The sequence below is a fragment of the Paenibacillus sp. RS8 genome, from assembly GCF_041956825.1.
Lineage (GTDB): Bacteria > Bacillota > Bacilli > Paenibacillales > Paenibacillaceae > Paenibacillus_AQ.
On record NZ_CP168131.1, the window covers coordinates 2,657,669 to 2,674,517 of the forward strand.

The 16,849-nt window shown below is 45.8% G+C and carries 11 protein-coding genes and 1 riboswitch; of the genes, 10 read left to right on the plus strand and 1 reads right to left on the minus strand.

Annotation, left to right across the window (positions count from 1 at the left end; genetic code table 11):
• Positions 1–20 precede the first annotated feature (20 nt).
• The 9 genes from ACDZ28_RS13190 (at position 21) to ACDZ28_RS13230 (ending at position 13,957) form a co-directional block, all read left to right on the plus strand.
• Positions 21–878: a glycosyltransferase family 2 protein gene (locus ACDZ28_RS13190; RefSeq protein ID WP_042124442.1), complete on the plus strand. Its 858-nt coding sequence runs from the start codon at positions 21–23 to the stop codon at positions 876–878.
• Complete coding sequence (locus tag ACDZ28_RS13195; protein WP_339289382.1) at positions 865–2,052, plus strand: glycosyltransferase family 4 protein; 1,188 nt, start codon at positions 865–867, stop codon at positions 2,050–2,052. Before ACDZ28_RS13190 ends, ACDZ28_RS13195 begins: the two co-directional genes overlap by 14 nt.
• The gene (locus ACDZ28_RS13200; protein ID WP_042124445.1) at positions 2,052–3,191 is read left to right on the plus strand and encodes a glycosyltransferase family 4 protein; all 1,140 of its coding nucleotides are present in this window, start codon (positions 2,052–2,054) and stop codon (positions 3,189–3,191) included. Before ACDZ28_RS13195 ends, ACDZ28_RS13200 begins: the two co-directional genes overlap by 1 nt.
• A gap of 61 nt (positions 3,192–3,252) precedes the next feature.
• Positions 3,253–4,353, plus strand: a complete 1,101-nt coding sequence (locus tag ACDZ28_RS13205) for a glycosyltransferase (protein ID WP_042124446.1) — start codon at positions 3,253–3,255, stop codon at positions 4,351–4,353.
• A 4-nt stretch (positions 4,354–4,357) separates the two neighbouring features.
• The gene (locus ACDZ28_RS13210; protein WP_042124448.1) at positions 4,358–5,698 is read left to right on the plus strand and encodes a UDP-glucose/GDP-mannose dehydrogenase family protein; all 1,341 of its coding nucleotides are present in this window, start codon (positions 4,358–4,360) and stop codon (positions 5,696–5,698) included.
• A 691-nt stretch (positions 5,699–6,389) separates the two neighbouring features.
• The gene (locus tag ACDZ28_RS13215) at positions 6,390–7,763 is read left to right on the plus strand and encodes a sugar phosphate nucleotidyltransferase (RefSeq protein ID WP_042124450.1); all 1,374 of its coding nucleotides are present in this window, start codon (positions 6,390–6,392) and stop codon (positions 7,761–7,763) included.
• 136 nt (positions 7,764–7,899) lie between these two features.
• A riboswitch (cyclic di-GMP riboswitch) is annotated at positions 7,900–7,979 on the plus strand.
• A 12-nt stretch (positions 7,980–7,991) separates the two neighbouring features.
• Complete coding sequence (locus ACDZ28_RS13220; protein ID WP_375104890.1) at positions 7,992–9,536, plus strand: glycosyl hydrolase; 1,545 nt, start codon at positions 7,992–7,994, stop codon at positions 9,534–9,536.
• Between the two features lie 152 nt (positions 9,537–9,688).
• Positions 9,689–11,200, plus strand: coding sequence for a glycosyl hydrolase (locus ACDZ28_RS13225; RefSeq protein WP_052414461.1), 1,512 nt, complete (start codon positions 9,689–9,691; stop codon positions 11,198–11,200).
• A 51-nt stretch (positions 11,201–11,251) separates the two neighbouring features.
• The gene (locus ACDZ28_RS13230; protein WP_081953995.1) at positions 11,252–13,957 is read left to right on the plus strand and encodes a discoidin domain-containing protein; all 2,706 of its coding nucleotides are present in this window, start codon (positions 11,252–11,254) and stop codon (positions 13,955–13,957) included.
• Positions 13,958–14,056: 99 nt separating this feature from the next.
• On the opposite strand, the gene ACDZ28_RS13235 is transcribed toward ACDZ28_RS13230, so the two are convergent.
• Positions 14,057–15,124 carry a GNAT family N-acetyltransferase gene (locus ACDZ28_RS13235; protein ID WP_375104891.1) on the minus strand — a complete coding sequence of 356 codons (1,068 nt, stop codon included), beginning with the start codon at positions 15,122–15,124 and terminating at the stop codon, positions 14,057–14,059.
• A gap of 193 nt (positions 15,125–15,317) precedes the next feature.
• Here ACDZ28_RS13235 and ACDZ28_RS13240 point away from each other — a divergent pair, with 193 nt between their 5' ends.
• Positions 15,318–16,796: a potassium/proton antiporter gene (locus ACDZ28_RS13240; RefSeq protein WP_042124457.1), complete on the plus strand. Its 1,479-nt coding sequence runs from the start codon at positions 15,318–15,320 to the stop codon at positions 16,794–16,796.
• Positions 16,797–16,849 lie beyond the last annotated feature (53 nt).

Below are 16,849 nucleotides of genomic sequence, written 5' to 3' on the forward strand. Positions count from 1 at the left end.
AGACAAAGGAGGAAACCTTCATGGATTCAGTAAAAAGCGTGGTAGGCGGCCAAGGCGATTATCCAATATCGGCTGTCATTATCGCTCAGGATGACGAAGTTCGAATATCTAAAGCCATACAATCCTGCAGGTTATTCGCCGACGAAGTGGTTGTGATTGACGGAGGCAGCAAGGACGGGACAGTACAGCTTTCCGAAAGCTTAAATTGTCGAGTATATGTCAACCCATGGCCCGGATATGCGAAACAGAGGGAGTTCGGAGTAGAACGCGCGGTTCATGATTGGGTCTTCCTTATTGATACTGACGAAGTGGTGAGCGACGAGTTGGCCGCAAGTATTCTTGAACTGAAACCGGGGCTTATCGATCAATCGGTTGCCTATTCTATCTATCGGATCGGCGACTTTATGGGCAGATGGCTGGATCGTGGCGAATATCTAGTGCGCCTTTACAACCGTAAAGCTTATGGCATTCGAAACAGCTTGGTGCACGAAATGCCCGAGGTTTCTGAAGAGCGAACTATACGTTTGACAGGAACGCTCTGGCATTATGGGTACCGCAGTATTAACGATCATGTGGCACGCTTCAATAAGTACACTGACTTGGAAGCTGAAAGTGCGTATGCCAAGGGCAAACGATTTCGGGTCAGTCATCTGCTGGTAAGACCGCCAGCCCGGTTCCTGCAAAAGTATTTCTTACACGGGTTGTTCAAGAAGGGAATGTCAGGTTTCGGTGTATCCGTATTCTGGGTCATGTATGAATTCATGGTCGGCTTCAAGCTTTACGAATTAATTAGATCGGGAAAGCTGACTCAGCACAATGCGAAGAAGAGTCAGATTGAGAAGGAGAATAAAGGAGAGAGAAGCTATGCCGTACAGTGACGGATTGAACATTATGACGACTGGTCTTAGCTGGCCGTCGCTACAGCCGGGTGGGCTTAACACGTATTTCAAATCCGTTTGCGAGCAACTCTCCTCACGTAATCGGGTGCATGCGTTGATTTGCAGTCAAGAAACGCCTGCTACACCCGAGGAATTGATTATTCACAATGCCGGAGATCCAAAGGATGGGATCTGGAAACGTAAGGATGCTTTCCAGCGTAAAGCGGCTGATCTGATGGGAGAGGGCAGTGGCCGTATAGATATTTTATACACTCACTTCGCTCCTTACGGTATTGGTCCAGCGCTGGAAGCAAAAAAACGTGGGATTCCTGTAGTGATGACTTTTCATGGTCCATGGAATGAAGAAATGAAAATTGAAGGCCAAGGCATTAAGCACCGGGTCAAGACAACTATCGCCAAATCCATTGAACATAGAGCTTATAAGCTAGCGGATAAGTTCATCGTGCTTAGTGAGACGTTCCGCGATATTCTCCATAAGCTGCACGGAGTGCCTCTACACAAAATTATAGTGATACCAGGAGCAGCTAATGTGGAACGTTTTATTCCCGCTACGAATCGATTGGCGATTCGCCGAAGCTTAAATTTACCTGAGGGAGCAACAACCGTGCTGACTGTCCGGCGGTTGGTCAATCGGATGGGACTACTCCAGCTGCTTGAAGCTTGGAAGCAAGTTGCGGAGCGTTTCCCGAATGCGATGCTGCTGATTGGTGGCAAAGGGCCGCTGCGGGGGGAACTTGAAGAAAAGATCGCAGACTATGGCTTAAGCAACAAGGTAAGACTGCTAGGCTACATTCCCGATCATGAACTAGCCTCTTATTATCAGGCAGCGGACATGTTCGTGGTTCCCTCACAGGCATTGGAGGGCTTTGGTTTGATTACCGTTGAAGCCTTATCTTCAGGATTGCCAGTGATGGCTACACCGATTGGCGGCAATAAGGAAATCCTGCAAGGCTTCCGGCCGGAATTGCTATTTAAGAGTCCAAGTAGTGACCACATGGCCGAAGGCATGATCCATATGCTTAGCAATCGAAAGCTGCTTCCGAGCCGGGATGAATGTAGAGAACATGTACTGGAGAGATATACCTGGGAGCATGTTACGGATCAAGTAGAATCCGTGTTCCTACAAGCCTTAGGAGAGGAGGTGACCACGTAATGCTTAGAGTGGCCTATATAGATCACACTGCTAAATGGAGTGGTGGAGAAGTTGCCCTATTTAACATCCTTACCCATATTGGAGAACAGATTGATCCACTTGTAATCCTGGCCGAGGATGGTGCGCTGGCTGAACGGCTACGTGAAAAGGGAATGGATGTCCGTATTATTCCGCTAGATGAGAGCATCAGAAGTCGTGGTAGAAATGCAGTCAACTTGGGAGCACCTGCTGCAGCCTTCAAGCTGTTGGCTTACGGTCGTAAGCTTGCTCCGCTCTTAAAAGCGGAGAAGGTAGATTGCGTGCACACCAATTCTCTGAAATCTGCATTATACGGAGCCATCGCTGCTAAAATAGCGGGCGTTCCATTGATTTGGCACATCCGGGACCATATTGGAGCTCCTTATTTAAAGCCTGTTGTTGCTAAAGGAATTCGTTTACTGTCGCGCCTGCTCCCAAATGGAGTCATCGCGAATTCACATTCTACGCTGAATGCTTTGGAGCTGCCGCGTTCGAAGAAAACGCTGGTCGTATACTCCGCATTCGCTAAAGCGATTGGTAATGGGATCGGCATGCGGGATCAGAAGGAATTTAACGTATTGCTAGTTGGTCGATTGGCGCATTGGAAGGGCCAGCATATTGTGCTGGAAGCCGCAAAAAGCTTTAAGAACGAACCTCGCGTGAAGTTCTGGCTGGCCGGAGACGCTCTCTTTGGAGAAGAGGCTTATAAGCAGGAGTTGCTTCAAAAGATAAAAAACGACGAGCTTACTAATGTAAGCATGCTAGGGCATGTGGATGATATTCAAGGCCTTATGAATACCGCTGATTTACTGATTCATACTTCGGTAACTCCTGAGCCTTTTGGCCAAGTGATCGTTGAAGGAATGGCAGCAGGATTACCGGTTGTTGCCTCCAATGAAGGCGGGCCGGTAGAAATTGTAGTTCCAGGTGAGACAGGATTACTGATAGAGCCTGGAGACGCGGCGATACTGGCAGACTCCATTAAATGGATGCTGGATCACCCAGAAGAAAGACGGCGGATGGCGGACAATGGGATGAAACGAGTGAAAGAGCAGTTTGTTATCGAGAATACGGTCAAGGACATCGTTGACTACTATAAAGGTTTGTTGGCGAGCACCTGACAGATGAGATGACACGGTAATTCTGAAGATGATGCTCCATAAAACTTTGAGGATGATTCACATGAAAATTGCGATAGCGCACGATTACTTAATCCAAATGGGCGGCGCGGAAAGAGTGGTGGAAGTCTTTCATCACATGTATCCCGAGGCTCCAATCTACACAACGGTTTTTAACGGAAGCCGCCTTACTGACAATCTCAAAGATGCGGATATACGTGCCTCCTGGCTGCAAAAGATACCGGGGGTAAAGACCAATTTTAAAGGGGTGCTGCCACTTTACCCAATGGCCATCCGTGATTTGGACTTTCGCGGTTTCGATATCGTCCTGAGTTCGAGCAGTGCTTTTATGAAAAGTATTCAAGTTCCTAAACATACGTTTCATCTTTGTTACTGCCATACGCCTATGCGCTTTGCATGGGATTATGATACCTACATGGAACGTCAGTCGAATTCCGGGTTGTTCAAGAAAATGCTTAAGGTATACATGCAGCAGCTCAAATCGTGGGACCAGCGGACTTCTAAAAATGTGAATCAGTTCGTAGCCAATTCTTCAGTAGTGAAGACGAGGATTCAGAACTATTATCACCGGGATGCAGATGTCATATTTCCACCGATTAATACAGCTCGTTTCACAAGCTCTTCTAGTATTGGTGACTATTATTTAATTGTATCTCGACTTGTTTCTTACAAACGGATTGATTTAGCTGTAGAGGCTTTTAACCGTAACGGTCTTAAGCTGTACATCGTAGGGGATGGACCAGATCGTAAACGTCTCGAAGGCATGGCTAAGGACAATGTATCGTTTCTAGGCCGGCTAGAAGATGAGCAAGTAACCGGAATGATGGCACAGTGTAGAGCATTTATTTTTCCGGGAGAAGAGGACTTTGGAATCACACCGCTGGAAGCGAACGCTGCGGGAAGACCGGTCATTGCTTATCAAGCAGGTGGTGCACTAGATACTATTATTCCTTATGTAAATGGTGTGTTCTTTCAGCATCAAGAAGTGGAGGATCTACTAAAGGCTATTTACGAGGTAGAGTCCTACGCTTGGGATATCGATCAAATTATGGAGCATGCACGTAAATTTGATGAGCAGGCGTTTATGGTTAAGTTCAAGCAGTATGTTGAGCAGGCCTACGTCAATTTTCTAAAAGGAGGATGATTGTATGAAGCTGACAGTAATCGGTACTGGGTATGTGGGTCTTGTATCTGGCGTATGTTTTGCACTGGGCGGACATCATGTCATCTGTGTGGATAAGGACGAGGAAAAGATTAAGAAGCTGAAACGGATGGAATCACCCATCTATGAGCCGGGAATTGAGGAACTGATTGAACTGAATCTTCGTGAGGAACGATTATCCTTTTCTGCGGATCTGCAGGATTCGGTACGTCGTTCAGATATTATCATCCTTGCAGTAGGTACGCCATCGTTGCCTAATGGTGAAGCAGACTTAACCTACATTGAGAATGCAGCTGTTGAAATCGCTAAAGCGATGGAAGGGCACAAAATTATAATGACAAAATCTACAGTTCCCGTAGGAACAAATGAGAAAATCTCCAACATACTTTCTAAATCTACCCATCATTCTTTTGATATCGTGTCTGCTCCTGAGTTTTTACGTGAAGGGTCAGCGATTCGCGATACCCTCCATCCCGATAGAATTGTCATTGGTCTCGATAATCCAGAGCTGGAACCAACTATGCGCGAGCTTCATAAGGGTTTCACAGTAAATGTATTTGTAACAGATATACGCAGTGCTGAAATGATCAAATATGCTTCGAATGCATTTTTGGCCACGAAGATTTCCTTTATTAACGAGATCGCCAATATTTGCGAAAAAGTGGGAGCTGATGTAACCGAAGTAGCACAAGGAATGGGTATGGACCAAAGAATCGGGTCATCCTTCCTGCAGGCTGGCATCGGTTATGGAGGCTCCTGTTTCCCGAAAGACACTAATGCGCTCATTCAAATTGCGGGCAACGTCGATTACGAATTCAAATTATTGAAATCTGTAGTCGAAGTGAACAAAGGACAACGGTTTATGATCATCTCCAAGCTGCATGAATCACTTGGCAGTCTGCGCAGTTCGACGATTGGGATCTGGGGGCTTGCTTTCAAGCCTAACACTGATGATGTCCGCGAAGCTCCCGCCAGAGAGATTGTTGAGGCGCTGGTGGCTGAAGGGGCTACGGTTAAACTGTATGATCCAATCGCAGCTACAAATTTCAGGCAGCAATATGATCATCCGCAGCTTCGTTGGTGCAATCTGCCAGAGGAAGCGGCTGAGGGCAGCGATGCCGTATGCCTGCTTACCGATTGGAGCCTACTCAAGGACATTGATCTGCATCAGCTGGCGAAAAGCATGCGTAATGGGGTGCTGATCGATGGACGCAATGTGTATTCCAAGGAGCAAATCGAGGGTACCGGCCTCGTTTATCATTCTGTTGGCCGCCCGCAGATGGGTGGATTGAGCGGTTATTCTGCTAGTGTGGCTGGAGCGGTTTAATCTGAGTTATATTGATTGAACTTGTGATTTTTCTATTTAAGGATGAGGCGTGACTCCAGAGAATGTTTGGACTTCCAGCCGCTGTTGTCTGCAGATTTCCTGATTTTAACCGCTAATAGCGGTTAAAATCCGCAGACAAAGGCGGACGCTATCGCTCCTCCAGTTCCAAAATTATCCCCCGCCACTCCGTTCCCTTATCTTAAGTTTCTAAGCAATTTATAAAGTTAGGTACTCTGATTATATACCGCAGTAGCAGTAGCATTTGTAGTTGTCATTGTCTCTGTCTCTGTCTTTGTCCCGTGGTGGCAACTAGTCTTGCTCTTGCCGTTGTTCTTGCAGTTGCTGCTGCTGCCTCCCCCGGAGCAGGAGCAAATCTTTAGAAAAACGTGCTCGTTTCCGGCTGGCACAGCCCGGTGCAGCACGGATTGGAATGGGTTAGGTAAAGAACGGAAAGGGAATTTGGAACTGTAGAAGCGTTAGCGTTCGCCTTTATCCTCGGATTTCTACCGCGAGAAGCGGTTCAATCAGGAAATCTGAGGATAACAGCGATCGGAAGTCCAAAATCCCTTGGAGTGGTTCATACCTAACAAATTTTTTTAATGCATCCGCTCGAAATAAGGCTAAGCGGAAGCTGACGTTTTGATAACAATTCAAATATGCTCGATTTCCATAATTCAGGGAGGGTTCATCTATGAAAATGGTACTTCTATCAGGCGGTTCAGGTAAACGGTTATGGCCGTTGTCCAACGACTCACGTTCAAAGCAATTTCTAAAGGTACTTGAAAGCCCTCAAGGTGAACCAGAATCCATGGTACAACGTGTATGGAGACAGCTGGAGGAAGCGGGGATGGCAGAATCATCTTATCTGGCCACCGGCCGCGGCCAAGTAGAAATGATACAAAGCCAACTGGGAAGTCATGTGCCGATTATCGTTGAACCGGAGCGTCGGGATACTTTTCCGGCTATCGCCTTAACAGCTACCTATCTTTATTCGGTTGCAGGTGTTTCTCCAGCGGAGACGGTAGCGATTTTGCCTGTTGACCCTTATGTAGAAGCATCCTTTTTCGATACCATAGCTATGCTTGAAGGGACTATGCTAGAAAGTGGAGCAAATCTGGCTCTAATGGGTGTTATTCCTGAACACGCCTCAGAGAAATACGGATATATCATTCCTACCACCGAAGAGGCGGGGGAGAACGGTTTTATGAAGGTGAGTCACTTTCAAGAGAAGCCAGACCGCATACAAGCAGAACAGCTTATCGAGCAAAATGCATTGTGGAATTGCGGAGTATTTGCCTTCCGTCTAGGGTACTTGTTAGATATTTTGCAGCGTAAAGGGTTGCCTTTAGGATATGAAGAATTGCAGAAGCAATATAAGCTATTGTCTTCCATCAGCTTTGATTATGAAGTGGTGGAGAAAGAAGAACATATTGTGGTACAGCCGTATGATGGATTCTGGAAGGATCTTGGAACGTGGAATACGCTAACAGAGGAAATGAGCAGCAAGCATGTAGGCAAGGGTTTTGTGACGGCGGATTCTGAGGGGACTTGCTTGATTAATGAGCTGGATATTCCAATTACGGTAATTGGTGCGAAGGATCTGATCATCGCGGCTAGCCCGGATGGGATTCTAGTTACCCATAAAGCCGAGAGTCCACGGATTAAAGAAGTGCTGAAGACCTTTGAACAGAGACCGATGTACGAGGAACGCCGCTGGGGCCATTACAAAGTTATTGATTATGTGAAATATGACGAGGGCAATGAAGTGCTGACTAAACGGATTTTTATATCCGAGGGGAATAATATCAGCTATCAGTTACATCGCAAACGTAGTGAAATTTGGACAATCGTCAGCGGCGAAGCAAGTATTGTGCTGAATGAGAAAAAACATAATGTGAAGGCTGGGGACGTGGTACGTATACCGGAAGGAACGAAGCACGCAATCCTTGCTTTGACGGATGTTGAGTTTATAGAGGTACAGACGGGTTCTGAATTAGTAGAAGAAGATAATATTCGTATTACTTTAGACTGGAATGATATAGAACTACAACAATTCATTTCATAGGTCTAACCTATCTATTTAACCAATTCGGAATTTCTTAAAACAGGTAAATTGACTCAATTATCAAAAAAAGTCATAAAAACACTAAATATATCATTAATTGTCGTCGATACTTACGGTAAGAGAGATTATTTCTCTTAAATTGAAAAGGCAAACCTATCGAAAGGTAGGGACGCAAAGCTATAGGGCCTTCGAAAGAGTGGCAGCCTGGCTACCGAAAGGGAGATTATTTTGAAAGCTTACCGTACGTATCGATTGTTTGGTGCATTTCTGTCACTCGTCCTGTTTCTGACTGCACTTCCGCTTACTGTTGGAATTTCGCCGTCTGTTGTCATAGCTGCTTCAAATTCTGGAACGCCAGTTACCCCGGGAGCCTCACCTGAAGCCGTAAAGCTGCTTAACTATTTTTACTCAATCTCAGGAAAAGGAATCCTTGCTGGCCAGCATGACTATTTAGAAAGTCCAGATGAAATTAACAATATGCTTAAGGGAACCAGCGGACAGTATGCAGCTCTTCACGGTTATGAAATGGGTGCGATCAGTGGCCAGTCTGAAGGAACGATGTCCTGGCAGCGTCAAAATGTGGTAAACAGCGCCATCAACTGGAATAAAGCGGGCGGGATCGTAGCTATGACTTTTCATGCTAACCTGCCGGGCACCTCTTATGACTGGGATAATGTTAAAAAAACGCTTAGCCAAAGTGAATTCGATAGTTACGTTACACCGGGTACCAAGCAATATAACAGTCTGATTGCTGAACTTGACAAGGTGGCAGTATCTCTAAAAAGCTTGCGAGATGCGAACGTCCCGGTACTTTGGAGACCCTATCATGAAATGAACGGGAACTGGTTCTGGTGGGGGAAGAAAAATAACTTTTCTAAACTTTGGAATATTATGTATGACCGTTTTGTTAACGTTCATAAATTAAATAATTTGTTATGGGTATGGAGTCCGAATGCTCCCAATGTTTGGTCAGATCCGTATGCGTTAACTTATCCAGGAGCTGATAAAGTAGATATCCTGGCAGCAGACATATACGAAAATGATTACCAGCAAAAATACTATGATAGCTTGTTGAGTCTAGCCACGGGCAAACCGATTGCGATCGGGGAAAATGGTGAAATGCCTAATCTGGAGAAGCTTCAACAATCACAAAGTAAATGGACTTATATGATGAGCTGGGGAAAAATGCTTTATGAGAATAACAGTGCAGATACAATCAAAACTTTTATGAATAGCAGCTATACCCTGACTAGAGATAAATTAAATAATAGCTTGGTACCCACACCTAGCGCCGCACCGGCACCTCCCGAAGAAGAGGGAGAGGCAGCAATTCCTCTCGCGAAGGGGCTTGCAGGAGAGTATTACAACAACATGCAGCTATCGGGAGCAGCAGCTCTTATTAGAACCGATGCAATAATCGATTTCAATTGGCGGCAAGGATCGCCGGATGCCGCCCTTGGGATTGATCGTTTCTCCATACGTTGGAGCGGTAAAGTTAAGCCCTTATATGATGAACAATATACATTTTACACTACATCAGATGATGGCATCCGTGTCTGGGTGAATGGGGAATCTGTGATTGATAGTTGGACGAAGCAAAGTGGCACTGAGCGTAAGGGCAATATTACGCTGAAGGCTGGTCAGCTATATGATATCAAGGTGGAGTATTACGAAAATGAAGGCGATGCGAGAGTCCGCTTGATGTGGGAAAGTGCTAGTCAAGTTAAAGAGACAGTTCCAGCAAGTGCGCTTTTTCTTCCGGATGTCTCCTGATTGATGAAAATTAAAGGTCGATCCTTAGTAGCTCTGCGTTATTGCAGAGCTACTAAGCTATAGTCCTCATTAGGTCAGAAGACGATTGTCCGATAACAGGTATGTTATTTATTACCTGTGGAGGCAGTACAGCTACCGAAAGGAGGATTTATTTGCGTAAATATTATAAGCAAAACAGATTGTTGTTTACTATATTACCGGTGTTTATTATTTTTTCCTTGCTGCCTTGGGGAGAGGTTAAGAGTCTTCCGAAGGCTATGAGTGTTTCTTCCTCTCTTCCCCCGGCTATACCAAGCAATCCATCAGCTTCTGAAGAAGCCAAGCAACTGTTGAGTAATTTGGTGAATCTACGTGGCAAAGGTATCCTGTCTGGTCAGCATGATTATCTAGAAAGTCCAGATGAACTGGTTCATAAGCTGAAGAATACTTCGGGACAAAATGCCGTTCTACATGGTTATGAATTAGGGGCGATTAATAATCAATCCAAAAGGACAATCGCCGAACAGCGGCAAGCAGTAATTGACAGTGCAATGGAGTGGAATCAGACGGGTGGCATTGTAGCCATGACATTCCATCAGAGTTTGCCAGGAACTTCTCCAGAATGGTCCAATGTAAACAGAAGTCTCAGTCAAGAGAAGTTTAATGCTTATGTTACGCCTGGGACGGCTCAGTATAAGAGTCTAATCTCTGATCTAGATGAGATCGCTGGATATTTAGAACAGCTGCGTGATGCTGGGGTTCCAGTCTTATGGCGACCTTACCATGAAATGAATGGCGGTTGGTTTTGGTGGGGGAAAAAGGACAATTTTTCAGCGCTTTGGAATATTGTCTATGATCGTTTTGTAAACACACACAAACTGAATAATCTACTGTGGGTGTGGAATCCAAACGCGCCGAATGAATGGGCAGATTCTTATGCCGCCTATTATCCCAGTGCAGATAAAGTCGATGTTCTGGCTGCGGATATCTACAATAATGATTATAAGCAGTCCTACTATGAGGACCTGCTCACACTTGCTGAAGATAAACCTATCGGAATCGGGGAAAGTGGGCAGCTGCCGAACCCGGATGTATTAACCAACAAACAAAATAAATGGGTTTATATGATGACCTGGGGCAAATTGCTGACAGAAAATAATACGCCACAGTCCATCAAAAGCTTCATGAATAACTCGTTTATAGTATCGAGAGAGGATTATGTTCTCACAACAGAAGTCCCTTCGATAGCACCGGTAACCCCAACGGGTTTAACTGGAGAATACTATAACAATACTGATTTAGAGGGAGAACCGGTGCTTATCCGCAATGACCGTAAGATTGATTTTAATTGGCATGGTGGGTCACCTGCATCAGAGATAAATGAAGATCACTTTTCTGTACGCTGGAAAGGGAAACTCAAACCCAAATTCAGTGAAAAATATATGATTTCGGCATCCTCTGATGATGGAGTCCGTGTCTGGATTGACGGAAAGCTGATTATCGACAATTGGAAAAATCAAAGTTCAACCCTTCATAAAGGTAGTATCCCGCTCACAGCAGGAACGCTTTATGATATCCAAATTGAATATTATGAGAATGAAGGGGATGCCAATCTTCGCTTGCTATGGGAGAGTTCCAGCCAGAAGCAGCAGGTGATTCCACAAGGGGCATTGTACCTTCCTTAATCTAATGAAATGATAGGGCAAGACATTCCGAAAGAAAGAGAGGACCTATGGATGGGAATAACGAGGAGAATATCTAATAGAAAAAATAAGATATCAGCAAACAAACCATTACTGTTATTACTAAAATTCGCCGCATTAACCGTCTTGTTTCTGTTGTCTGTCTCAGTTTTCGGAACGAATAGAACGAATGATTATAAGGTAGGTGCCAATATACCGAGACTGTCTACAGGAAGTGATCTTGCAGCAGAAATACCGGATGGTACTGTGATCTGGAATCTGGGACAACATGATGGCTCAGCAGCTGAATTTGCTGCGAGTGGCACTTCCGGCAGCAAGAAGGAATTTAATGTTACTTCTTCAGTGCTCAAATCATCGGCTTTTCAGAGCTTGCCTGCAGGCTTGAATGGAAAGACCCAGCCGGAATTAACGATCACATATCAGCTAAATAAGATCCCGGAGAACGGGGTCTTATTTAGCGTAGGTATTCTAGACGCTTATAAATCTGTGCCGCAAATGAGTGTGTTTTCCAATCATCAATTGTCGGGGATCATTCAAATTGCGGGCGTTGCTGGCACAGAAAGTAAATATAGCTTTCAAAAGACCTATGAATTATATATCCCCAAGGAGCAATTAAAGATAGGATCAAACGAATTGAAGCTGCAAACGGTTCGCTGTTTATATTGCAGTGACAAAGAAGACGAATATTCCTGGTGGACATGGGATAATCTCCGTTTAGAGTCTCTTAACGCTCCAATTTCCGAGCCTATTCATGGCAGCTACACACTGACCGGAACAGTAGTGAATAATAAGCAGTTTTATTTTGATGAAGGTGCAGTTACGCACTTGCCTTATGTTATCAAATGGCTAGGTATGGCTTATAGCGGTAATGTGATGCGTACCAGCTGTGCTAGTGATGTCGGGAGATCCTGCTCGAATATGATGGAATATTACAAGGTATTGCAGGATTACAACATGCAGGCGGTTGCTCTGTATTTGCATACTGGTGATATTAAGCTTAAGACAGATGGATCGTTGCCTGCTGATGCGGAGAAAAAGCTGACAGATTATTTTGAACAATATAGCCCCTATTTTCAATACTATGAGGTAGATAATGAGCCAGGGCTATTCAATCGTTCTAAGGCAGTAAATTTGGCGATTGCGGACTGGCTAAATAAAAAGGGCAAGCAAATCGCGCCCCATTTACAAACTGTTGCTCCAGGATGGGCGTATTGGCCGGGCTACAGTGAGGACTCCTGCGGTAATCAGAAGGGAACTGAGAAGGCATGTGGAGATCCGGATGGATGGGAACGTGATCCAGAGCAGCGTATGGAGCTGGAGAAGGTTACGGATTTGACCAATGGACACTCGTACGGCGACTCTTATATTTTTAGTAACGGGGGAAGCTTTACAGAGAATTTGAAGACTTTCGCTGGCGCAGACAATGGACTCGGCAAAAAAATGCTGACCACTGAATTTGGTACCTCGGACAGTCATGTGGACGCCTATCAATACGGGGCAACGGAGCGGACAGCCGCGGTATTCGATCGGATCATGCGTGCACATATCGGTTATGCGGATATGTTTGTGCAGCATGCTGCTTTTTTTAAGGATTTCAGTTTATTCAAATACGGGTTTAATTTAGAAGAACATGATCCGGCGACCACAGAGATTTATTATACAAAAGAAAATGAGGATTCACGTGTCAGCATCATGAGAAGGCTTAGTCTTGCTTATGCTACGCATGGAGCTCCATTAACTTATCAAGTTGCAAATAAAGATGTGTTAGCCGATAAGTTGGTTTATGTTCGGGCCGTGGATACTTCCACGTTGAAGCCTCTTGCGGGAAGCGGAGCGACCTCGAATAAGGTACTGGTTAATTTCGTTAACTTTGAGTCTACTCCGCAGACCGTGAGTGTAAATGTGACTATGCCGAAAAACGTTATATATGAAGGGGAACGTTTTGGAAACGGGGATACGTATGAAAAAGCAAGAAGTTATGTAACAGGGAAAAAGGCTACTCCCACGTTAACCTTTACGGAGAAACTTGCTCCGGGAGAGGCTGTACAGTATATTTTGCAGCCTTCCTCTGAAGTAAAACCGTCGGCGCCTAAGGGATTCAAAGCCGCGGCAACAAAAGGTTTATCTGTGAAATTAAATTGGCTGGAGGCACCGGGAGCAAGCTACGAGCTGCTTCGTGCTGAAGGTAGCGGTGGGGAAATGAAGGTGGCAGCTACTGATGTGAAGCTTACAGAATATACGGATCATAATTTACGTGAAGGGACGTTATATACCTACGCGGTAAGGGTATCTGGCTCCAATTTACTGTCCGATAAAGTTCAGATTACAGCCACCGGACTGGTTCCTCTGGATCGTACGAAATGGAAGGTAACCTCAAATGTGAATACGGCAGCCTCAGCTCCGAGTCTTGCCATCGATGGGGATCGGCGCACGCGCTGGGATACGGGGAAACATCAGGTTTCCGGAGAGTATTTTCAGATTGATCTGGGTGAAGCACATGAAATTGAAAGAATAGATTTGGATAGCACGCTTTCACCTTTTGATTATCCAAGAGACTATGTAGTCTATATTTCTGACGATGCTCAGAACTGGAACAAACTTACCTCTGGAAAAGGCACGAAAGAGCTTACTAAAATATCCTTCTCTAAAGTGAAGACGAGGTATATCAAGATTGTACAGAACGGAGCTGGCGGGAATTATTGGTCCATTCAAGAGCTTCAGGTGTATTCCAGAGAATAAGGCTACCATTTGAATTTATGTAATCATTTATAGCGCATACTAAATAACCTCTGCGAGACAATTCTCTCGCAGAGGTTATTTTTATGCTTTAAGTTGCTTCTAAATAAAATGGAGACCTGACATATAAGGTAAGGGAATTGCCTCTGACTCCCCCGAGGGATCAGAGGTGTGAAGCGGACTCGCTGGATCAAAGAGCAGCGATATCAGCTCCTTGTCGTCCTGGACGGACGACAAGTCGTGACCCTTGCGGCAGCCTTCGGTCTGCCGCAAAAGCGCTGCCCGGTCTGCGATGCAGACCGTCCCGCTGTTCGCGCCGGCGCTTAAGGAGGCGCCGGCCTCACGCAGGAGCGCGAGCAAGCCGCGCTCCTGCCACGGCACTGGCACCTGCAGCGCGCCTACGCCGCCGCACAGTGCCGCCTTGGCCAGCAGCGCCGCTACCGCGCTCGGCTGGCCGGCCCATTCCACCGCCGTCGCCGTGCTCGGCGCGGGCACATCTGCCGCCGCTGGCACAGCCACCGCGGCGAACCCCTCGATGCTGCCGTCCCGAACGGCTACGAGTGTGCGCTGGGCTAAGCCCAGCACACCCGCGTAAGCCTCGGTCCCCAGCAGCAGCGCCAGCTCACCCGGACTATACACATGTCCGGTTTCGCGTTCATTCAGCAGCCGGTTGACGGCGAAGAAGTCGCCCGGCTGCATCGGCCGCAGGGTCCATTCTTCCCCTGCTGCGGCTGCAAGTGCCTGAGCCGAGCCTTCGTTCAGCTCGGCAAATTGCGTACCTCCGAACGGTACGCATCCTGCTCGGGTGTACAGTGAGCGATCACCCGAGACAAAAATCAGCGATGCGCCCGCTTCCGCAGCATGGGCCTGGCATTTCTCCAGTAGCTGACCGGCTAGTCCTTGTCCACGAAATGCAGGTGCGGTGCAGACTGCACCTATGGAAAATACATTCAGAATAGCATCACCAGTTTTGATCGTAGAGGGTACGAGTCCCATGAAAGCTGCAACCGTTCCGTCCTCGGTAATAGCCGCATACGAATGACTGAGTCCCGGGCGGAAAATAAGTGGAAACAGTTCTTTCATTGAAATGGCACCCGGTTCACGAAAGATGGAATCTGCAAGCAGAGCTGCTTGATCCAGCTCCGCAGGTTTAATTAATCTCAATTGCATAACATTCAGCCTCCTATATGTACACACGATGGGGAGAAAGCATTTACATAAAGTATAAGGCCAGGGGAATGAAATCTCCAATCTTGTTTATATTATTCAATGTCTCAAAAGGATATGGATAAGGGTAATAAAGTACATAAATAAGGAAGCTTCTTATATTTTAAGCTAGAAGTGAAAGGGAAGTGAATAATCGGTGTCCCAACTTGCAGATAATATTATATTATTACTGGCTGCGCTCCTGCTTGTAGGCGTATTTTCCACCAAGTTCTCCACTAAATTTGGAATGCCGGCTTTAGTGCTGTTCCTTGCTGCGGGTATGGTGCTGAGCCAATTTATTTTTTTTAACAATGCTTCCTTAACACAAATGGCCGGGATCTTCGCACTGGTTGTCATTCTATTCGAGGGGGGGATGCAGACGAATATTAAGGATATTAAGCCTGTTATTCGTCCAGCATTATCCTTATCAACGGTAGGCGTAATAATGACGACAGTCATCGTAGGGGTATTCGCCAAGCTAATTCTCGATGTGTCATGGGCAGAAAGCTTTCTGTTTGGAGCGATCGTTGGATCGACAGATGCGGCTGCAGTCTTCTCGGTTCTTGGCGGTAAGAACATTGATAAACGTTTGACCTCTACGTTAGAAGCGGAATCAGGAAGTAACGATCCAATGGCGGTTTTCTTAACCGTATCGCTGATCGAATGGATACAGCATCCGGATATCGCGATATGGGGGCTTTTGTTGTCTTTTATATGGGAGATGGGAATTGGCTTAGTACTGGGTTTTGTGCTGGGTAAGATCGCAGTTTACTGCATCAATCGAATTAATCTGGATTCAACAGGTCTTTATCCGGTAATGGCTATTGGTTTTGCTGTTCTGACCTATGGTTTATCTGCATGGGTACACAGCAGCGGATTGCTGGCTGTTTATGTTATGGGCCTTACTCTTGGCAATTCCGAGCTCATGTATCACCGTACCATTATGAATTTTAGTCACGGCTTTGCTTGGATGATGCAAATATTCATGTTCATCCTGCTGGGCTTGTTAGTATTTCCTCAGGAACTGGCGGAAGTGGCTTGGCAAGGCATCTTGTTATCCGTCATTCTGATGGTTGTAGCAAGGCCAATCGGTGTATTTATAAGCCTGCATTTTTCCAAATTCTCAATTCGTGAAAAGACATTGATTTCTTGGGCCGGACTACGTGGAGCCGTTCCGATTGTGTTAGCGACTTATCCGCTGCTGGCTGATCTGCCACACGGACGACTATTCTTTAATGTTGTATTCTTTGTCGTGCTGACCTCGGCGGTGATTCAGGGAACTAGTATTTCACCGCTAGCTTCCCGATTGAAGCTTGTGGGGCAAGAAGATTCAGATCAGCCTTCACTGATGGAGCTGGTTGCTCTTGGCAAGACAGACTCGGAGTTCAATCATATTGGAATTAATCCTAATATGCCGATTGCTGGACAGAAAATTTCAGAAATAGGTCTGCCAGACGATATCTTATTTACGGCAATTATCCGCAACAAAAAGATTGTCACCCCTCATGGCAGTACTGTTATTGAGCCTGGGGATACTGTGTATGTACTAAGTCCAAAGAGCAAACGCGATGAGATGAGGGCTTTCTTCCGCAGTAGAAAAGGAAAGACCGCGGAGGAGGATGTTTCCTTAATCTAAAGAAGAGGACCTTTTTTCCAAAGTGTGACACACATAATAGGCCTAATAACATA